This is a genomic window from Variovorax sp. GW821-FHT09B01 (assembly GCF_059418345.1).
Genome location: NZ_JBWKPQ010000040.1, coordinates 1 through 18,055, shown reverse-complemented (window position 1 = coordinate 18,055; position 18,055 = coordinate 1). Strand labels below are relative to the sequence as shown.

General features: G+C 66.7%; 19 protein-coding genes and 3 tRNA genes. 6 read left to right on the top strand and 16 right to left on the bottom strand.

Going from position 1 to position 18,055, the window contains the following annotated elements; translation table 11 throughout:
- Positions 1-49: 49 nt before the first annotated feature.
- The 4 genes from AC07RV_RS44450 to AC07RV_RS44435 all read right to left on the bottom strand — a co-directional run bounded on the left by AC07RV_RS44450 (position 50) and on the right by AC07RV_RS44435 (position 2,015).
- Positions 50-790, bottom strand: coding sequence for a thioesterase II family protein (locus AC07RV_RS44450; protein ID WP_296778939.1), 741 nt, complete (start codon positions 788-790; stop codon positions 50-52).
- A 4-nt stretch (positions 791-794) separates the two neighbouring features.
- Complete coding sequence (locus AC07RV_RS44445) at positions 795-1,034, bottom strand: MbtH family protein (RefSeq protein ID WP_093340196.1); 240 nt, start codon at positions 1,032-1,034, stop codon at positions 795-797.
- 188 nt (positions 1,035-1,222) lie between these two features.
- Positions 1,223-1,456 carry a FecR/PupR family sigma factor regulator gene (locus tag AC07RV_RS44440; RefSeq protein ID WP_093340198.1) on the bottom strand — a complete coding sequence of 78 codons (234 nt, stop codon included), beginning with the start codon at positions 1,454-1,456 and terminating at the stop codon, positions 1,223-1,225.
- A gap of 34 nt (positions 1,457-1,490) precedes the next feature.
- Positions 1,491-2,015 (bottom strand): sigma-70 family RNA polymerase sigma factor, encoded by a 525-nt coding sequence (locus AC07RV_RS44435; protein ID WP_093340199.1) that lies wholly within the window; start codon positions 2,013-2,015, stop codon positions 1,491-1,493.
- A 218-nt stretch (positions 2,016-2,233) separates the two neighbouring features.
- Here AC07RV_RS44435 and AC07RV_RS44430 point away from each other — a divergent pair, with 218 nt between their 5' ends.
- Positions 2,234-3,070, top strand: a complete 837-nt coding sequence (locus AC07RV_RS44430; protein WP_296778937.1) for a plasmid replication/partition related protein — start codon at positions 2,234-2,236, stop codon at positions 3,068-3,070.
- A 22-nt stretch (positions 3,071-3,092) separates the two neighbouring features.
- On the opposite strand, the gene AC07RV_RS44425 is transcribed toward AC07RV_RS44430, so the two are convergent.
- Positions 3,093-3,677, bottom strand: a complete 585-nt coding sequence (locus AC07RV_RS44425; protein WP_093340203.1) for a BPSL1445 family SYLF domain-containing lipoprotein — start codon at positions 3,675-3,677, stop codon at positions 3,093-3,095.
- 116 nt (positions 3,678-3,793) lie between these two features.
- Positions 3,794-4,555: an SDR family oxidoreductase gene (locus AC07RV_RS44420; RefSeq protein WP_296778932.1), complete on the bottom strand. Its 762-nt coding sequence runs from the start codon at positions 4,553-4,555 to the stop codon at positions 3,794-3,796.
- Positions 4,556-4,654: 99 nt separating this feature from the next.
- Between AC07RV_RS44420 and AC07RV_RS44415 the strand changes: the two genes are divergently transcribed.
- The gene (locus AC07RV_RS44415) at positions 4,655-5,551 is read left to right on the top strand and encodes an AraC family transcriptional regulator (protein ID WP_296778929.1); all 897 of its coding nucleotides are present in this window, start codon (positions 4,655-4,657) and stop codon (positions 5,549-5,551) included.
- Between the two features lie 1,439 nt (positions 5,552-6,990).
- Here AC07RV_RS44415 and AC07RV_RS44410 read toward each other — a convergent pair.
- The 10 genes from AC07RV_RS44410 to folC form a co-directional block, all read right to left on the bottom strand.
- Entirely contained in the window at positions 6,991-7,350 is a 360-nt protein-coding gene (locus AC07RV_RS44410) for a Rap1a/Tai family immunity protein (protein ID WP_366928991.1), read from the bottom strand.
- 164 nt (positions 7,351-7,514) lie between these two features.
- Positions 7,515-7,591, bottom strand: a tRNA-Asp gene (locus AC07RV_RS44405).
- Positions 7,592-7,660: 69 nt separating this feature from the next.
- Positions 7,661-7,736 (bottom strand) — tRNA-Glu (locus tag AC07RV_RS44400).
- A gap of 55 nt (positions 7,737-7,791) precedes the next feature.
- Positions 7,792-7,867 (bottom strand) — tRNA-Ala (locus AC07RV_RS44395).
- 72 nt (positions 7,868-7,939) lie between these two features.
- Positions 7,940-9,331: a glutamate--tRNA ligase gene (gene gltX / locus AC07RV_RS44390; protein ID WP_296778926.1), complete on the bottom strand. Its 1,392-nt coding sequence runs from the start codon at positions 9,329-9,331 to the stop codon at positions 7,940-7,942.
- An 11-nt stretch (positions 9,332-9,342) separates the two neighbouring features.
- Positions 9,343-10,560, bottom strand: coding sequence for an O-succinylhomoserine sulfhydrylase (locus tag AC07RV_RS44385; protein ID WP_296778924.1), 1,218 nt, complete (start codon positions 10,558-10,560; stop codon positions 9,343-9,345).
- A gap of 44 nt (positions 10,561-10,604) precedes the next feature.
- Positions 10,605-12,104, bottom strand: coding sequence for an amidophosphoribosyltransferase (purF, locus tag AC07RV_RS44380; protein ID WP_208507909.1), 1,500 nt, complete (start codon positions 12,102-12,104; stop codon positions 10,605-10,607).
- 12 nt (positions 12,105-12,116) lie between these two features.
- Positions 12,117-12,602, bottom strand: a complete 486-nt coding sequence (locus AC07RV_RS44375; protein ID WP_093340212.1) for a CvpA family protein — start codon at positions 12,600-12,602, stop codon at positions 12,117-12,119.
- Positions 12,603-12,624: 22 nt separating this feature from the next.
- Positions 12,625-13,527, bottom strand: coding sequence for an SPOR domain-containing protein (locus AC07RV_RS44370; RefSeq protein WP_296778918.1), 903 nt, complete (start codon positions 13,525-13,527; stop codon positions 12,625-12,627).
- Positions 13,528-13,599: 72 nt separating this feature from the next.
- Positions 13,600-14,919: a bifunctional tetrahydrofolate synthase/dihydrofolate synthase gene (folC, locus tag AC07RV_RS44365; protein ID WP_296778954.1), complete on the bottom strand. Its 1,320-nt coding sequence runs from the start codon at positions 14,917-14,919 to the stop codon at positions 13,600-13,602.
- 35 nt (positions 14,920-14,954) lie between these two features.
- On the opposite strand from folC, the gene AC07RV_RS44360 reads away from it, so the two are divergent.
- From AC07RV_RS44360 to argG, 4 genes are all read left to right on the top strand, one after another.
- Positions 14,955-15,326 carry an ArsC family reductase gene (locus AC07RV_RS44360; RefSeq protein ID WP_177239221.1) on the top strand — a complete coding sequence of 124 codons (372 nt, stop codon included), beginning with the start codon at positions 14,955-14,957 and terminating at the stop codon, positions 15,324-15,326.
- A 132-nt stretch (positions 15,327-15,458) separates the two neighbouring features.
- Entirely contained in the window at positions 15,459-16,103 is a 645-nt protein-coding gene (locus tag AC07RV_RS44355; protein ID WP_296778913.1) for a hypothetical protein, read from the top strand.
- Positions 16,104-16,232: 129 nt separating this feature from the next.
- Positions 16,233-16,556, top strand: a complete 324-nt coding sequence (gene ppnP, locus AC07RV_RS44350) for a pyrimidine/purine nucleoside phosphorylase (RefSeq protein WP_093340218.1) — start codon at positions 16,233-16,235, stop codon at positions 16,554-16,556.
- 20 nt (positions 16,557-16,576) lie between these two features.
- On the top strand, positions 16,577-17,923 hold the full coding sequence (gene argG, locus AC07RV_RS44345; protein ID WP_093340219.1) for an argininosuccinate synthase: 1,347 nt from the start codon (positions 16,577-16,579) through the stop codon (positions 17,921-17,923).
- Positions 17,924-18,055 lie beyond the last annotated feature (132 nt).

Genomic DNA, 18,055 nt, shown 5'->3' with positions numbered 1-18,055 from the left:
TTCCTTGAATGGCGAAGCCGGCTCGGCCACGAGACCCGGCGATGACGGCTCAGGCGATGGCGGGCAGCACATCGGCCTCCCCCGCCACGGATTGGGGCAGGCGCCGCACCAGGGCGGCGAGCACCCGGGCCTCGTGCTGCCGGATGAAGAAGTGGCCGCCCTCGAACCAGTCGAGCGAGAAGCCGGCATTCAGGGTCTCCGCGGACCAGGCCTCCACGCGCCAGGGCTGGATGTCGTCCTCGCGGCCCGCGAACACATGCAGCGGAACGGGCAGCGGCGCGGCGCCGCGATGCGCGAAGCCCTCGCAGACGCGGTAATCGGCCGCCAGCGTGTCGAGCGTCATGCGCAGCAGTTCGGGACTGGCAAACAGCTCCTCGGGCGTTCCGCCCTGCTTGCGCATGTCGGCGATCAGCGCCTCGTCGTCATCCATGTCGACGAAGCGATCGGGATCACGCTGCGAAGGCGCGGCGCTGCCCGAGACGAGCAGGGCCCGCGGCAGGGGCCGACCCGTCGCGCGAAGACGCTGCGCGATGCCCCACGCCAGCAAGGCGCCCATGCTGTGACCGAAGAGCGCGAAGTTGCCGCGCAGCGCGGCCTCGTGCTCGCCGCACAGCAGCGAGACCAGCGCATCGAAGTCCTCGACGAAGTCCTCGCCCAGGCGGCTGCCCCGGCCCGGCAACTCCAGCGGCACGACCTCGATCCAGCGCGGCAGCAAGCGCCGCCAGCGCAGGTACATGGTGGCACTGGCACCCGCGCAGGGCAGGCACAGCAGGGAGAGAGGCGCCGGCATGCGTTCAGGCGGAGGCCGGGGCGCCTTCCTGCTGCGCCATCCAGTCGCGCAGCGACTTGGGACGCATGTCGGTCCAGGTCTTCTCGACGTATGCGAGCACCGTCTTCTTGTCGCCCTGGACGCCGTCGACGGCCTTCCAGCCGCCGGGCACGGCCTTCCATTGGGGCCAGATCGAGAATTGCTCTTCGTGGTTGACGAGCACGATGAAGGTTTCGTCCTCACGGTCGAAGCAGCTGGTAGACATGTGCGGTCCTCTTGGGATGGTGGAGTTCGACGAACGGCAGGCGTCAGGCGCCCGTCCTTGCGATACATGACGGCGCGGGCGGGCGGCTGTTTAGTCGCCGAGGCATTAGCGATCGGCGGGAGGCGGGCATGGCTGCGCCGCCGCGCAATGCGGCACGAGTCGGGAGATGCGGGGGTCAGTGGCCGCGGCTAGCGGCCTGCGATATCGCCCGGCGACGGGACATCGTTGGCGGGCGGAACGAGGCCCACGAGCAGCCAGAGGCGGGCCGCTTCGCCATGGGTCTTGCGATGCACGGGATCCGCGGCCAGCCAGCGCGCGAATTCGTCGCGCGCCGCATCGTCGAGGCCACCACGCTCGTGCTGGCGGCGCACCCAGGTCCAGGCCGCCTGCCAGACCGGGTCGTGCTCCTTGTCCTTTGCCATCGGCCGATCGTAATCGCCGACGCGCCAGCCGGCATCAGTTGCCCTGCACCAGGTAGCGGCAGCTTTCGAGGGCGGCGTCGGCGTCCTTGATCATGAAATTGACCAGCGTGGCGGAACAGCCGAGCCGGGCGGCGATCTCGCGCTGGGTCATGCCGCTCAGGCGGTTGAGCTCGAACGCCAGCCGCGTGCGCGCGGGCAGCGCGCCGAGCACGCGGTCGATCACCGCGAGCGCCTGGCGCCCATCGAGCACGCGTTCGGGCGCATCGTTGCTCGGCGGACTGACGAGCTCGACGTCCTCGCAGTAGGTGCGATAGCTGGCCTCGACCGACTGGTGGCGGTGATAGTCGAAAGCCACGTTGCGCACCACCTGGCAGCAATAGCCCAATGGCTTGCGCACATCGCGCACGGCGGCGCCGTCGGCGAGCTTGAGATAAGCGTCCTGCAACACTTCGTCGGCAAGATCCGCGGTGCGCACGATCTTCTGTGCGACGCGCTGGAGCTGGGCACGGTTTGCGATGAAAACCTCCCCCAGCGTGGGTTCGGATGAGTGCATCAACATGTCCACGGAGACTCCTGGTGTACGGATGTATTCAGTTCGACTGAATGCAAATGAGAACTATTACTACTTTTAGATGAAAGAAATCCGCCCGCGCGGTCGATCCTTTCCTGTTTCTTACCCCTTAGACGTTTGAACGGCCAAAACCGAGACAGGCCGGCGCCATCCAGGACGAGCCGGCCGCACCACTAGAATTTCGCCCCTGCCCTCACCCCGTCTCCATGAACATCGTCGTCAACGAAGAACTCAAAGCCTATATCGATCCCCTCACGCCCGAAGAGCACGAAGCCCTCGAGCGAAGCATCCTGACCGAAGGCTGCCGCGATGCGCTGGTGCTGTGGGGCGACGTTCTCGTCGACGGCCACAACCGCTATGCGATCTGCCAGAAGCACGGCCTGCCGTTCCAGACCGTGCAGAACACGCGCTTCCAGTCGATCGAGGACGTGCACCTGTGGATGATCGACCAGCACCTGGGCCGGCGCAGCATCTCGGACTTCGTGCGCGGCGTGCTCGCGCTGCGCAAGAAGGACATCGTGACGGAACGCCGCGCGCGCACGGCGAATGCGTCGTCCGCCACCGCGGATGCCGATGCGCCCACGAGCTCGGCCGCGAGCAGCGACGATGCAAGCGTGCCGCCGCCCGCGCCGCTCAACAGCCGCGAGGCCATCGCCAAGGCCGCGCGCATCAGCAGCACCCAGGTCCAGATGATCGAGAAGATCCAGAAGCAGGCCGCGCCCGAAGTGGTGGCCGCGGTGAAGTCGGGCACCATCTCGATCAACGCGGCCGCCGCCGTGGCGAGCCTGCCCGCCGAGGAGCAGGTGGCCGCCGCGAATGCGGGCAAGGACGAACTGAAGCTCGCGGCCAAGCGTGCGCGCGAAGCGAAGCGAAAGCCGCGCGAGGACGAAGCCGAAGCCTCGTCCGACAGTGAATCGCCTTTCGAGGCGCCCGATTCCGAGCAGGTTCAGGCGTTGAAGCAGCGCGTGGCGGCGCTCGAAACCGAGAACAAGACGCTGCGCGAGCAGATCGCCACGCTGCAGCTGCAATTGGCCGCCGCCTGAGCGCGCGGCGGCCGGCTTCGCGTCAGAGCGCGATCTCGGTCACCTTCGCGCCCTGCACCGAGACGCCGGCCTCGAGCCCCACGTTCGTCAGCACGAAGCCCACCACGGGCTGACGGATCGTGTTGGTGTCGATGCTGCCGTTGGCGCCGATGGTCGCGACGGCCACCGTGGCATCGGCACCGGCCGTCCATCCCTTGCTGCTGCGGAACTTGTCGAGCGCGGCCTGCGTGGTGAACAGGTAGATCACGGCCTTCGACTGCGCGCCCGCCTGGAAGCCGATCGACCCCGAGGTGGTGCTGTAGTAGGACTGCGTGCGGCCGTTCACGCGCAATGCGCCGCGGCCGTATTCGGCGCCCACGCCCATGCTCGCGCCGACTACCGCCGGAAACACCAGCACGCCGCTCGACTTGGCGACGAGCTCGCGCGAACCGCGCACCGAGTCGTAGAGCTTGGACAGCGAGGCATCGACCTGCGCATCGATCGACGCACGCGAGGACGAACTGCTGGCCTGGTTGTCGGGACGCGTGGTCGTGCAACCGACGAAGGCGATGCTGCTCGCAGCCACTGCACAGACGACGGCCACCGTACGAAGCGAAGAGATGGGCATGGCGAACTCCTTTGCTGAAAACATGACGCAAACCGCGCCCGCGACGATGCGGGCCTGGCCATGCTACGGCGCGCACATCGCCCCATCGCACGCTGTGGAAGACCGCCTACGCCAACTCAAGCCGATGCAGAAGGCGCGCTCGAACGGGCCAGCGCCACCGCGTCGGCGCCCGCGGGGAAGCGCAGTTGCCCCGACTCGTCGTGCGCGGCACGCCAGACGGTCTCGGCCACGTCGGATGCCGTGGTCACTGCCGAGATGTCCGCGAAGGACGCGAAGACCTGCTGCGCATAGGCCCCGTAGGCCGGCGGGATCAAGCCCGCCATGCGCGACTGGCCATTGCTCGTGAAGTTCGTGCTCGGCGCATAGCCGGGCTGCACCAGCTTCACGCGCACGTCGAAGGCCGCGAGCTCGTGCGCCAGCGAACCGGTGAATCCCTCGATGGCCGTCTTGCTGGCCGTGTAGACCGCGACCAGCGGCATCGGTGCCAGCGTGGCGCTCGAAGTCACGTTCACCACCACGCCGGCGCGGCGCGCGCGGAACTGCGGCAGCACCGCCTGCGTCATCGCCATCACGCCGAAGGTGTTGGTCTCGAAGACTTCGCGCGTGGTGCTCATCGGCGTCGCCTCGAAGGCACCGAGCAGTCCGATGCCTGCGTTGTTGACGAGCACGTCGATGGGTCCGCTTGCCTCGAGCGCGGCGGCGATGCTCTGCGGGTTCGTGACGTCGAGGGCCACGATGCGCGGCCGCTCGTCGCGCGGCAGCAGGTCTTCGCGCGGCGTTCGCATGGTGGCGATCACGCGCCAGCCCTGCGACAGGAAATGGCGCGCGGTCTCGAGGCCGTAGCCGGACGAACAGCCGGTGATGAGGACGGTTTTCATGGATGTTTGCTGGGTGGTTGACATGGAAGCGAACGATATCCAGAGAAAACCGGACCATCTACAATGAAAGGTCCACGATTCATTTGCGAGCGTCCATCCATGAACGATCCGCTCTCCGAGGTCATCGCGTTGCTCAATCCGCGCGCCGTGTTCTCGAAGGGCATCAGCGGCGCCGGCCGCTGGGCCGTCCGCTATTCCGATTTCGGCCAGCCCAGCTTCTGCGCGGTGATCAGCGGGAGTTGCCGCCTCGCGGTCGAGGGCGAGGAAGCCATCGCCCTCGAAGCGGGCGACTTCGTGCTCATGCCGGCAACGCCGGGCTTCACACTGTCGAGCTTCGAGGCAGCCGCGCCCGTTCACATCGATCCCAAGCTCGCGCCCGCACCCGAAGGCGAGGTGCGCCACGGCAGGCGCGATGGCCCGCCCGACGTGCGCCTGCTCGGCGGCTACTTCGTGTTCGATTCGCCCGATGCGGCCTTGCTGGTCTCGCTGCTGCCGACGCTGGTGCACGTACGCGGCGTCGATCGGCTCTCGGTGCTGGTGCGGCTGGTCGGCGAGGAATCGAGCGAGGAGCGCTCCGGGCGCGAGCTCGTGCTCACGCGCCTGGTGGAAGTGCTGCTCGTCGAGGCGCTGCGTTCGTCGTCCGGCGAGGATGCGCCCCCCGGCCTGTTGCGCGGACTGGCCGATGCGCGGCTAGCGCTCGCGATGCGCCAACTGCACGCGGATCCCGCGCGACCATGGACCGTGACCCAGCTCGCACAGAAGGCCGCGCTATCGCGCTCGGCCTTCTTCGATCGCTTCACACGCGCGGTCGGCCTGCCGCCGATGGAATATCTGCTGGCCTGGCGCATGGCGCTCGCGAAGAACCTGCTCAAGCATCACGACGTCGCGATCGCCGAGGTCGCCGAACGCGTGGGCTACAGCTCGGCGAGCACCTTCAGCACCGCATTCAGCAGGCATGTGGGAATGCCTCCGGGACGCTACGCACGACGTGCGTGATCCTCGCTTGCGGGATCGCATGCACGGGCCTGCTACAATGCGCCTTCGCTCGGAACGCCCGAGCGTTGCCTGGCCAGGCAAGCTGAATCTCACACCAGCGCGTCGAAGTCACTACGACGAGAAAAACAACAATGACTTCCGCAAAGGAATCTTTGCCGTAGCGTGGACCGCGTAAGAGTTCACGACCATATTTTCAAAGCCCGCCTTGTGCGGGCTTTGTTCGTTTGGGGGCGTCGCTAAGTTGTGGCGAGAGTAACTGAGCCCTGGGCGTTGCGAGAACGTGGCGCCGCTGCTGCGGCCCCGAGCCTGAGTTGTGGCGAGAGTAACTGAGCCCTGGGCGTTGCGAGAACGTGGCGCCGCTGCTGCGGCCCCGAGCCTGATCAGCGAGCTAGGTCGGCGTCGCTGCCGATGGCATCGACGGCACTGCGCTTGACCTCATCGTTGAGGCAACCATAGGCCCATGCAATTAAAGCGAGCGCAAACCAGAAGACCGGGCGAGCTCCATGTGCCTGAAATCCTCGTCGTTCTCGTCGACCTCCCGCTCTTCTGGCGTCCCGCCTTTGAACTGCAGCGGCGCCGGCCAGTTGCCCCACGTTCCTGGAGCGCCACGAACCTTGAGCTAGCTGTGGGTCACATCACAACTCCCCACGGAAAACGGTGAAATTTGTCACGATTACAGAGAAATAATTGGTGCAACTTTCGCACTAATTTTTTGGCTATGTCTGTTTTTCAGGCCTGTGATTGCACCGTCGACCATCTCTACCGCGTCGAGCGCCGACCATGGATGCGACTTCTCCCTTGGCTGCGGTTGTACCAATGCGCAAACTGCAAGAAGCTGCAGTTGCACGCCGAGGACGACGTCACTCGAGCCAAAGTCGAGTTCGCGTCCCGATCGCTCAAGAACTCCCACCGCCGTCCCAAGCCCGGGTGAGGACGAGTCGCGATCGAAGACAGCGGCTACCGCGCCGTCAGCGCGTCACCAGTGGGTTCGGCTCGGATCTCCAAAAGACAAACGGGCCACGCGGTTGCTCGCGTAGCCCGTTGCTTTATGTGGCGGAGTGGACGGGACTCGAACCCGCGACCCGGCGTGACAGGCCGGACTAAAAAGCGAACACTGGCGCGGATTAGGGCCAGTTGGATGTTCCAAACGGCAACCAAGAGGGCACGTGTTTATGCGGCTTTCCCGACCTCTATTACAAAATTCGACACCGGGAGCGCGGATGCCTGACGCACGTCGACCGCATCGATGCGCTGGCGCTGGCCGTCTCGCACCTCCGGAACTCGCTCTAGGTCAACGTCAAGGACGCGGCCAAGGCGATGAAGAAGGCTGAGGAGGAGAACTGGCTACGGCAGCACGAGCATGCGTCCTCAGGAGACCAAAGGGTCTACGGGACCGGCTGGCATGAGTTCGAGGACTACGAGGTCCTCAACGTGGAGATCTAGCGCCCTTGGCGGGGATTTCCAGTTCCTGCCTTGCAGGGCCAGGTCTCGACAAATGCGAGGTAAACGATCGCCCCCGCGTCCAGATGACGATTGGCTGGAGAGCGTTGGAGTTCGTTGATAGCGACATCGGTGATTTGCCCCACCGTGACACCCTCAGGTATGCAAACGAAGTCTCTGCGAGTCGCTATCTGGCTAGACGTTATCCCGTCCACGACCCCGCGCACGTATTGCATCGATCCGACTCTCCTGACCCCCTGGGCTTCAAAGTCCGCAAGTAGTTCATTGCCCGTGTAGGCGTGGACGAACGTGGCACCGAGAAGTCCGAGGGAGGCCAGGAAGTAACGAGGGGTCTTCATGGCGCCCGAGGATACCTAACACCGGCTCAAATTTCTCCCAAACTGGCCGTCGGCAGCTCAAGAAGGCGACCCCAGCGGGGTAGCTCATATTCCAAAGTACCCCGAAACGAATTCCAAAAAGACAAACGGGCTACGTGATTTCTCACGTAACCCGTTGTTTTATATGGCGGAGTGGACGGGACTCGAACCCGCGACCCCCGGCGTGACAGGCCGGTATTCTAACCAACTGAACTACCACTCCTGGTAGACAACGTTCACTCCTTGCGGAGTCGAGTGTTGACGACTCGTGCCTGCTTCACTTGCATGAAACTGGCGACCCTACGGGGATTCGAACCCCGGTAGCCACCGTGAAAGGGTGGTGTCCTAGGCCTCTAGACGATAGGGTCAAAACCTTAGGAACCGTGCTGCGATCAGCACTTCTTCTCTTTTCGACACTTTTGATGGTGGAGGTAAACGGGATCGAACCGATGACCTCTTGCATGCCATGCAAGCGCTCTCCCAGCTGAGCTATACCCCCTCTTTGACATTCCAGTGCTTCTTTTCAGAATCACCTTGTGTCGGTGTCGAGCCTCAAATTATAGACCGGTTTTTAGGCCACTTTCAAACGCTCGATGATTTTTTCTTTAGAAAAAATCGCGAGGACCGCATCGAGCGATGGCGTCTGTGGGGTTCCCATCACGAGAACACGCACCGGCATCGCCAGAGCAGGCATCTTGAGCGAATGCGCAGCCAGGGTTTCCTTGATGGCCGCGGCGATCGTCGCCTTGTCCCACGTCGGAAGGGTGGAGAGTTTATCCGCAAGCGTGGCCACCGCAGGCTTCACCGCATCGGTGATGTGTTGTGCACGATCCGCTTCGCTCGGGTGGACGTCGGCATAGAAGGCCGCGGCCCAATCGGCCAGCGCGACCGTGGTCTCGCAACGGTCCTTGAACAGCGCGCAGATGGCGGCGAGCCGATCGTCGGCTTCGATGCCGCGCTTCTTCAGTTGTGCGGCCACCAGCGGCGCGAGCGCGTCATCGGGCTTGGCCTTGATGTACTGCGCGTTGACCCACGCGAGCTTGGCCGCGTCCCATTGCGCGGGGCTCTTCGACAGGTGCGAACCGTCGAACCAGCTCACCATCTGTTCGCGCGTGAACAGCTCGTCGTCGCCGTGGCTCCAGCCGAGGCGCGCGAGGTAGTTGAGCATCGCCTCGGGCAGGTAGCCGTTGTCCTCGTAGGCGGTCACGCTCACGGCGCCGCGGCGCTTCGAGAGCTTCTGGCCGTCGTCGCCGAGGATCACGGGCACATGGCCGAACTGCGGCAGCGGTGCGCCGAGCGCGTGGAAGATGTTGATCTGCCACGGCGTGTTGTTGATGTGCTCGTCGCCGCGGAACACGTGCGTGATGTTCATGTCCCAGTCGTCGACCACCACGGCGAAGTTGTAGGTGGGCACACCGTCGGGCCGCAGGATGATCAGGTCGTCGATCTCGCGGTTGTTGATGGTGATCTCGCCCTTGACGAGGTCGTTCCAGGTCACGTCGCCCTCGGGCGGATTGCAGAAGCGCACCACCGGCGGCACGCCCTCGGGCACGGGCGGCAGCACCTTGCCGGGCTCGGGGCGCCAGCGACGGTCGTACAGGGTCTTCTCGCCGCGCGCCTTCTGTGCCTCGCGCATCTCGTCGAGCTCGGCGGGCGTGGCGTAGCAGTGGTAGGCCGTGCCGGCCTCGAGCATCTGCGCGATCACGGCGCGGTAGCGCTCGAGGCGCTGCATCTGGTAGATCGGGCCCTCGTCGTAGTCGAGGCCGAGCCAGTGCATCGACGCGAGGATCTGGTCGGTCGAATCCTGCGTGGAGCGCGCGACGTCGGTGTCCTCGATGCGCAGCACGAACTCGCCGCCATGGTGGCGCGCATAGGCCCACGAATAGAGCGCGGTGCGCGCGGTGCCCAGGTGCAGGAAGCCGGTGGGAGACGGAGCGATGCGGGTGCGGACTTTGCCGGTCATGGAGGCGGGATTCAGAAATTCAGGGTGGAAAGGCCGCGCGACAGGTCGGCCTTGATGTCGTCGACGTGCTCGAGGCCGACCGCGAGGCGGATCAGGCCCTGGCCGATGCCGGCCGACTGGCGCTGGTCCTCGGACAGGCGTCCGTGCGAAGTGGTGGCCGGGTGCGAGATGATGGTCTTCACGTCGCCGAGGTTGGTGGCGATGCTCACGACCTCGGTGCTGTTGATGACGTGGAAGGCGTTGGCGCGCGCGGTCTCGGGATCGCCGCCCTTCACGATGAAGGACACGACCGCCCCGCCCTGCCCCGCCTGCTGGCGCATCGCCAGTTCATGCTGCGGATGCGAGGCGAGCCCCGGGTAGTACACGCGCTCGATGCCCGGCTGGGCCTCGAGCCATTGCGCAACGGCCAGCGCGTTCGCGCAGTGGGCCTGCATGCGCACGTTGAGCGTCTCGAGCCCCTTGAGCACGACCCAGGCATTGAACGGCGACAGCACCATGCCCGCGGTGCGCACCACCGGGCCGAACACGTCGACGATCAGCTTCGAGGGACCGCAGATCGCGCCCGCCATCACGCGGCCCTGGCCGTCAAGATGCTTGGTGCCCGAATGGATGATCAGGTCGGCGCCGAGCTCGGCGGGCCGCTGCAGCGCGGGCGAGCAGAAGCAGTTGTCGACCGCGAGCAGCGCGCCCGCCTCGTGCGCCACGTCGGCCAGCGCGCGGATGTCGCAGACCTCGGTCAGCGGATTGGTCGGCGTCTCGGCGAACAGCAGCTTCGTGGTGGGACGCACCGCGGCGCGCCACTCGGCCACGTCGGTCTGCGAGACGAAGGTGGTCTCGACGCCGAACTTGCCGAACTCGCGCCCGATCAGGTTGATGGTCGAGCCGAACATCGAGCGCGAGCACACGACGTGGTCGCCGGCCTTGAGCAGGCCCATGCACATCATGAGGATCGCACCCATGCCGCTGGAGGCGGCGATCGCGGCCTCGGTGCCTTCCATCGCGGCGAGGCGGCGCTCGAAGCTGCTGACGGTGGGGTTCGAGGTGCGCGCGTAGGTGAAGCCTTCCTCGGTGCCGGCGAAGCGGCGGGCCGAGGTCTCGGCGTCGGGCTGCACGAAGCCGCTGGTGAGGTAGAGCGCTTCGGAGTGCTCGCCATGCACGCTGCGTTCGAGCGCGGTGCGCAGGGCCAGCGTGTCGCGGTGCAGGCCGGGAGGCAGGGGTCGATCGGTCACGGAAACTTTCGGGCGCGAGGCCAACGAGGAATGTCGGAAGAAGATCAGCTCAGGTTGGGCAGCGCGAGGCGCGAGGAATCCTCTTCGGTCTCCTCGATGCGCGGGCGGTTGCCGTTCATGCGCGAGATGGCTTCGGTGTCGATGTCGCCGGTGACATAGACGCCGTCGAAGCACGAGGCATCGAAGCCGTCGAGCTTGCCGTTGAGCGAGCCGATGGCGCGCTTCATCGCGTCGACGTCCTGGTAGATCAGCGCGTCGCAGCCGATCAGCTCTCGGATCTCTTCCACGGTGCGGTCGTGCGCCACCAGCTCGTCCTTGGTCGGCATGTCGATGCCGTAGACGTTGGGATAGCGCACCGGCGGCGCGGCGCTCGCGAGGTAGACCTTGCGCGCGCCGGCATCGCGCGCCATCTGCACGATCTCGCGGCTGGTGGTGCCGCGCACGATCGAGTCGTCGACCAGCAGCACGTTGCGGCCCTTGAACTCGCTCGCGATCACGTTGAGCTTCTGGCGCACCGACTTCTTGCGCACGCCCTGGCCCGGCATGATGAAGGTACGGCCCACGTAGCGGTTCTTGACGAAGCCCTCGCGGTACGGAATGCCCAGCAGGTGCGCGAGCTGCGTCGCGCTCGGGCGGCTCGATTCGGGGATCGGGATGATCACGTCGATCTGGTTCGGCGGCACGGTCGAGACCACGCGCTTGGCCAGCGTCTCGCCGAGGTTCAGGCGCGCCTGGTAGACCGAGATGCCGTCGAGCACCGAGTCGGGACGCGCGAGATACACGAACTCGAAGATGCAGGGATTGAGCGTGGGCGCCTCGGCGCACTGCATCGAATGGAGCTGGCCCTGCATGTCGACGAACACCGCCTCGCCCGGCAGCACGTTGCGTTCGAAGGTGTGGCCCGAGCCCTCGAGCGCCACCGATTCGCTGGCCACCATCACGGTGCCGTCGGCGCTGCGGCCGATGCACAGCGGGCGGATGCCGTAGGGATCGCGGAAGGCCAGCAGGCCATGGCCCGCGATCAGCGACACCACGGCGTACGAACCGCGCAGGCGCTTGTGCATGCTGCGCACCGCGGCGAAGACCTCGGCCGGGTTCAGCGGCACGCCGTGCGAGGACTGCTCGAGCTCGTTGGCGAGCACGTTGAGCAGCACCTCGGAGTCGCTGTCGGTGTTGGTGTGGCGGTGGTCGGTCGAGAACAGCTCGGCGCGCAGCGCATGGGCGTTCGTCAGGTTGCCGTTGTGCACCAGCACGATGCCGAAGGGCGCGTTGACGTAGAAGGGCTGCGCCTCTTCCTCGCTGTAGGCGTTGCCGGCGGTCGGGTAGCGCACCTGGCCCAGGCCCACGCTGCCGGGCAGCGCGCGCATGTTGCGGGTGCGGAACACGTCGCGCACCATGCCCTTGGCCTTGTGCATGAAGAACTTGCGTTCCTGCAGCGTGACGATGCCGGCCGCATCCTGGCCGCGGTGCTGCAGCAGCAGCAGCGCGTCATAGAGCAGCTGGTTGACGGGTGCGTTGCTGACAACGCCGACGATTCCACACATGAAGCGATCCTCTCAGGGCAGGTAGCTTGCCAATTTTTCGGGCAATGCAGGCTTCAGGCTCTGCAATGCCGCGTCGAGAACAACGGCGCTGCGCGATTCGTGCCACCAGGCACTGTCGCTCAACGCCAGCAAATGAACAACCACTGCCAACACCAGCAGCGCCACCGCGCCCCGGGCCGCGCCGAAGGCACCGCCCAGGATCCGGTCGACCGGACGCAATCCCACGGCGGCGATCAGCTTGCGCGTCAACGAGGCCATCAGGCCCACGCCGAACGCGACCGCCACGAACAGCAGCACGAAGGCCAGCGGATAGCGCCAGGAGGCCTGCGGATCGCCGGCCGGCAACCAGGCCGCCACATCGGACGCGAACCACTGCGCCACCACGAACGCCACCACCCAGCCGATCAGCGAAATCACTTCGAACACCAGCCCGCGCACGAGGCCGAACAGCATCGACACCACGATGAGTGCGACGGCGATCCAGTCGAGCAAGGCCACGGCGACTACAGGCGGTGGCGAATTACAAGGTGAGGATCGCGGCAGACAAAGACAAGGCCTTCACCCGCTCGGCGGCCTTGTCGGCCTCGGCGCGTGAGCCGAAGGGACCGACACGCACACGCGTGCGTTCGCCGTCGGCCGTCTTCGCCACGTTCACATAGGTCTTGAGGCCGGCCTTCTCGAGCTTCTGCCGCACCTCGCGGGCCTTGTCGGCATCGGCGAAGGCGCCGACCTGCACCACGAAGCGGCCGTTGTCGTCGGACGCGGCGGCGGGCTTGGGCGTGGCCGGCGCGGCGGCGATGGGCTTGCCTTCGAGCAGCGCGCGGGCACGCGCGCCGTCGTCGACCGCGGCGGGCTTGGGCGCGGGCTTCGGTTCCGGCTTGGCCTCGGGCTTGGGTTCGGGCTTCGGCTTGGGCTCGGGTTTGGCTTCGGGCTTGTGTTCCGGCTTGGGCTCCGGTTTCGGCTCGGGCTTGGGTTCGGCCGGCTTGGCCGGCGCGGGAGCCGGCGCCTGTGCGCTGTTGACTGGCTTGCCCGAGGCATCGATCTCGGTGCCGTCGGCGGTCTCGGTGATGATGCCGCCGCTCGACGCGGCCGGGGGCCGCGACGGCGTCGCGGCGGCCACGCGGGTGTCGCCGTTGTCGCTGCCGCTGGTGGCGGCCGGCGCGGGTGCCTGCGGCACCGGCAGCGGCTTGACCTTGTTGCGGTCTGGAATCTCGATCGGGATGTCGACCGATACCGGGCGCGGCTGGGTGTCGAACAGCAGCGGGAAACCGATCACGCCCAGCAGCACCAGCACCGCGGCGCCCAGCAGGCGGTGGCGGGCGCGACGGCGCATGGATTCGACACTTTCCGCCGGCACCGCAGCCGGTGCGCTGCGTCCTTCGTTGCCTTGTGGGCCGCGCGCGCGGAACTTGAAAAACGCCATGAAGTTCGGTCCCTGAAGGAGTGCTGCGAGTGATGCGGGAAGCTGCGGAATCCGGCGCGATCGACCTGCGAATCAGCCGCCGGGCGACAAGGTTGAGGACAGGTGTTTGGCTTGCAGCCGGGGGGTGCCATGCTCGAGCACGCCGCCCACGGTGAAGAACGATCCGAAGACCACGATTCTATCAGCGGGGTCCGCGCGCTCGATGGCCGCCTGGAGCGCCTGCATGGGGTCGGCGAAGACCTCGCCGGCGGCGTCCTTGCGCGTGTTCTGCGCCTGCCATGTTGCCAGCAGGTCGGCCGCCTTGGCGGCGCGCGCGGTCGGCAGGTCGGTGAAGTACCAGCGGTCGATCAGCGGCCCGATGCGCGCGAGGATCGGCGCCAGGTCCTTGTCCGCCATCACGCCGAACACGGCATGGGTGGTCGGGTAGAAGCCCATCGCGTCGAGGTTCTCGGCCAGCGCGGCCACCGCGTGCGCGTTGTGCGCCACGTCGAGCACCAGTACCGGCTGGCCCGGCACGATCTGGAAGCGCCCCGGCAACTCGACCATCGCGAGGCCGCTGCGGATCGCCTGCGCCGTCACCGGCAGCTGCTGGCGCAGCGACTCGAGCGCCGCCAGCACGCCGGCCGCATTCACCAACTGGTTGGCGCCGCGCAGCGCCGGATAGGCCAGCCCGCTGTAGCGCCGGCCGCGGCCGCTCCAGCCCCACTGCTGCTTGTCGCCCGAGACGTTGAAGTCGCGCCCGAAGCGCCAGAGGTCGGCGCCGATGGCCTCGGCATGGTCGATCACGCTCTGCGGCGGCATCGGGTCGCTCACGATGGCCGGCTTGCCGGCGCGCAGGATGCCGGCCTTCTCGAAACCGATGCTCTCGCGGTCGGGGCCGAGGAACTCCATGTGGTCGAGGTCGATGCTGGTGATCACCGAGCAGTCGGCATCGATGATGTTGACCGCGTCGAGCCGGCCGCCGAGGCCGACCTCGAGGATCGCCACGTCGGGCTTCTCCTCGATCATGCAGCGCAGGATGCCGAGCGTCGTGAACTCGAAATAGGTCAGCGGCATGTCGCCCCGGGCCTTTTCCACGGCTTCGAAGTTTGCTATCAGTTTGGAAGCATCGACCGATTGGCCCGACAGGCGCAGCCGCTCCTCGAAATGCACCAGGTGGGGCGAGGTGAAGACCGCCGTGCGATAGCCGGCGTGCATCAGGATCGACTCCAGCATGGCGCAGGTCGAGCCCTTGCCGTTGGTGCCGGCCACCGTGATCACGGGGCAGCCGAAGCGCAGCGCCATGCGCTGGGCCATCTCGCGCGCGCGCTCGAGTCCGAGCTCGATGTTCTTGGGATGCAGTCGCTCGGCGCGCTCGAGCCAGTCGTTCAGGGTTTCCATGGAGGCCGGGATTGTCGCCCACCCGCCGCTCGCGCATCATCGGCGCCATGACAACCCCTTCGACCACTCTGTACGGCATTCCAAACTGCGACACCGTCAAGCGCGCCCGCGCCTGGCTAGCCGACCACGACATCGCCTACGGCTTCCACGATTTCAAGAAACAGGGCGTGCCCGAGGCCGAGCTCGACCGCTGGCTAGCCGCGCTGGGCTGGGAAACGCTGGTCAACCGCCGCGGCACCACCTGGCGCAAGCTCGACGACGCCACGCGCGAATCGGTGGTCGACGCCGCCTCGGCGCGCGCCGTGCTGCTCGCCAATCCCAGCCTGATCAAGCGGCCGGTGGTGGACTGGCACCAAAAGGCGCGCCAGGCCGACATCACGGCCGGTTTCGACGCCGAACAATGGGCCAGGACGCTGTAAGCGACTGTGAAAACCGTGCTGTGAACGCCGTGTAAATGCCGGAACCCGCCTGGCGGGCCGGCGTCGAACCCGGACCGGGCGCAGCCGGGCTCCCTCCCAGCGCACAGCATCCGACCCGTAGGAGTCTCCAACATGAATACCCAGACCATCCGTACCGTCCTCGGCCTCTCGCTGGCCGGCGTCCTCGCCGCCAGCGCGGGCCTGGTCCATGCCCAGTCGGGCCAGACCGTGCAGGCGCGCGTGCTCTCGGCCACGCCGGTGCGCGACGGCGCCGGCACCAGCTACAACGTCACCTACGAGTACAACGGCCGCCGCTACACCACGCGCACCGACTACCAGCCGGGCGCCACCATCCCCGTCGAGGCCAATGCCTACGGCGTGACCACCGCGCCGGTGACGCCGCAGAACCAGCTCACGCCCTACCCGGTCGAAACCGACAACCGCGGCTATGCGCAGCAACCGCCGCAGCAGCAAGGCCAGCAGTACGCCACGGGCTCGCCCTGGGACGACGTCGTGCCCGAGCCGGGCGTGGTGGTGTCGGGCGCGCAGCCGGCCCCGGTCTATGCCCAGCCCGCCTACCCGGCCGCGGTCTATCCGGCGCCGGTCTACGTGCAGCCGGCCTATGCCTATCCGCAGCCCTACGTCTACCCGCCGGTCGGCATCTCGCTGAACCTCGGCTACTCGCGCGGCTGGGGCGGCGGCTACCGGGGCTATGGCGGTTACCGCGGCGGCTACGGCGGCTGGCGCGGCGGCGGCTACCACGGCTGGCACCGCTGAGGCGGCCGGCCGGCCAGGCGCCGCCGGCCAAGCCCCTAAAATCGAGGACTTCTCCAACCCCTGAGGGGTGCGCCGCCTGCGCGGTGCCGTCCTCGACCAGCCGAACGCCCCCGGCGCCGGCGCCATTCCATGACGATTACCGACACCCTGAACAGCGCCGCTGTGGCCACCAAGGCCAATGTCTACTTCGACGGCAAGTGCGTGAGCCACAGCCTCACGCTGGCCGACGGCACGAAGAAATCGGTCGGCGTGATCCTGCCGTCCACCCTGACCTTCAACACCGGCGCCCCCGAGATCATGGAAGGCACCGCCGGCAGCTGCGAATACCAGCTCGCGGGCACCACCGAGTGGATCGCCTCCGGCCCCGGCCAGAAGTTCGACGTTCCGGGCAACTCCAGCTTCCAGATCCGCGTGAGCGGCGAGCCCTACAGCTACATCTGCCACTTCGGCTGAACCGCACGGAGCCTCCCAGCATGTCGACCATCCTCCAAAACGTTCCCGCCGGCCAAAAGGTCGGCATCGCCTTCTCGGGCGGTCTCGATACCAGCGCGGCGCTGCACTGGATGCGCAACAAGGGCGCGATCCCCTACGCCTACACCGCCAACCTCGGCCAGCCCGACGAGCCCGACTACGACGAGATCCCGCGCAAGGCGATGCTCTACGGCGCCGAGAACGCGCGCCTGATCGACTGCCGCGCGCAGCTCGCCAACGAAGGCCTGGCCGCGCTGCAGGCCGGCGCCTTCCACGTCACGACGGCCGGCGTCACCTACTTCAACACCACGCCGCTGGGCCGCGCGGTCACCGGCACGATGCTGGTGTCGGCCATGAAGGAAGACGACGTCCACATCTGGGGCGATGGCAGCACCTACAAGGGCAACGACATCGAGCGCTTCTACCGCTACGGCCTGTTGACCAATCCGAGCCTGAAGATCTACAAGCCCTGGCTCGACCAGGTCTTCATCGACGAGCTCGGCGGCCGCGCCGAGATGTCGGCCTTCATGCAGCAGGCCGGCTTCGCCTACAAGATGTCGGCCGAGAAGGCCTACTCGACCGACTCCAACATGCTCGGCGCCACGCACGAAGCCAAGGACCTCGAGCACCTGAACAGCGGCATCCAGATCGTGCAGCCGATCATGGGCGTGGCCTTCTGGAAGGACGAGGTCGAGGTCAAGCGCGAAACCGTCTCGGTGCGCTTCGAGGAAGGCGTGCCGGTCGCGCTCAACGGCGTGAGCTACCCCAACCTGGTCGAGCTGATCCTCGAGGCCAACCGCATCGGCGGGCGCCACGGCCTGGGCATGAGCGACCAGATCGAGAACCGCATCATCGAGGCCAAGAGCCGCGGCATCTACGAGGCCCCCGGCCTCGCGCTGCTGTTCATCGCCTACGAGCGCCTGGTGACCGGCATCCACAACGAGGACACCATCGAGCAGTACCGCGACCACGGCCGCCGCCTGGGCCGCCTGCTCTACCAGGGCCGCTGGTTCGACCCGCAGGCCATCATGCTGCGCGAAACCGCCCAGCGCTGGGTGGCGCGCGCGATCACCGGCGAGGTCACGGTCGAGCTGCGCCGCGGCAACGACTACTCGATCCTCAACACCGAGTCGCCGAATCTCACCTACAAGCCCGAGCGCCTGAGCATGGAAAAGGTCGAGGGCGCGTTCACGCCGCTGGACCGCATCGGCCAGCTGACGATGCGCAACCTCGACATCGTCGACACGCGCGAGAAGCTCGGCATCTACACCAAGACCGGCCTGCTGGCCTCGAGCCAGGGCGCGGCGCTGCCGAAGCTCACGAACGACGACAGCGGCAAGGGCGAGTAAGCCTTTCCAAGCCCCAACGAAAAAGCAGGCCTCGCGCCTGCTTTTTTTCTTTGGTGTGACCCGTCCTGCCCAGGGTTGACACCTTTTCCTTCGAGAAAAGGCGAGTCAATGGAATCAGGCGTCAAACGCACA

Excerpts from the sequence above, each read along its gene's own strand:
- AC07RV_RS44440 (WP_093340198.1), bottom strand. The coding sequence starts at position 1,456 with ATGGCAAAGGACAAGGAGCACGACCCGGTCTGGCAGGCGGCCTGGACC.
- ppnP (WP_093340218.1), top strand. The coding sequence starts at position 16,233 with ATGACGATTACCGACACCCTGAACAGCGCCGCTGTGGCCACCAAGGCC.
- purF (WP_208507909.1), bottom strand. The coding sequence starts at position 12,104 with ATGTGTGGAATCGTCGGCGTTGTCAGCAACGCACCCGTCAACCAGCTG.
- AC07RV_RS44355 (WP_296778913.1), top strand. The coding sequence starts at position 15,459 with ATGAATACCCAGACCATCCGTACCGTCCTCGGCCTCTCGCTGGCCGGC.
- AC07RV_RS44450 (WP_296778939.1), bottom strand. The coding sequence starts at position 790 with ATGCCGGCGCCTCTCTCCCTGCTGTGCCTGCCCTGCGCGGGTGCCAGT.
- gltX (WP_296778926.1), bottom strand. The coding sequence starts at position 9,331 with ATGACCGGCAAAGTCCGCACCCGCATCGCTCCGTCTCCCACCGGCTTC.
- AC07RV_RS44430 (WP_296778937.1), top strand. The coding sequence starts at position 2,234 with ATGAACATCGTCGTCAACGAAGAACTCAAAGCCTATATCGATCCCCTC.
- AC07RV_RS44415 (WP_296778929.1), top strand. The coding sequence starts at position 4,655 with ATGAACGATCCGCTCTCCGAGGTCATCGCGTTGCTCAATCCGCGCGCC.
- AC07RV_RS44420 (WP_296778932.1), bottom strand. The coding sequence starts at position 4,555 with ATGAAAACCGTCCTCATCACCGGCTGTTCGTCCGGCTACGGCCTCGAG.
- AC07RV_RS44445 (WP_093340196.1), bottom strand. The coding sequence starts at position 1,034 with ATGTCTACCAGCTGCTTCGACCGTGAGGACGAAACCTTCATCGTGCTC.
- AC07RV_RS44360 (WP_177239221.1), top strand. The coding sequence starts at position 14,955 with ATGACAACCCCTTCGACCACTCTGTACGGCATTCCAAACTGCGACACC.
- argG (WP_093340219.1), top strand. The coding sequence starts at position 16,577 with ATGTCGACCATCCTCCAAAACGTTCCCGCCGGCCAAAAGGTCGGCATC.
- AC07RV_RS44370 (WP_296778918.1), bottom strand. The coding sequence starts at position 13,527 with ATGGCGTTTTTCAAGTTCCGCGCGCGCGGCCCACAAGGCAACGAAGGA.
- AC07RV_RS44410 (WP_366928991.1), bottom strand. The coding sequence starts at position 7,350 with ATGAAGACCCCTCGTTACTTCCTGGCCTCCCTCGGACTTCTCGGTGCC.
- AC07RV_RS44425 (WP_093340203.1), bottom strand. The coding sequence starts at position 3,677 with ATGCCCATCTCTTCGCTTCGTACGGTGGCCGTCGTCTGTGCAGTGGCT.
- AC07RV_RS44435 (WP_093340199.1), bottom strand. The coding sequence starts at position 2,015 with ATGTTGATGCACTCATCCGAACCCACGCTGGGGGAGGTTTTCATCGCA.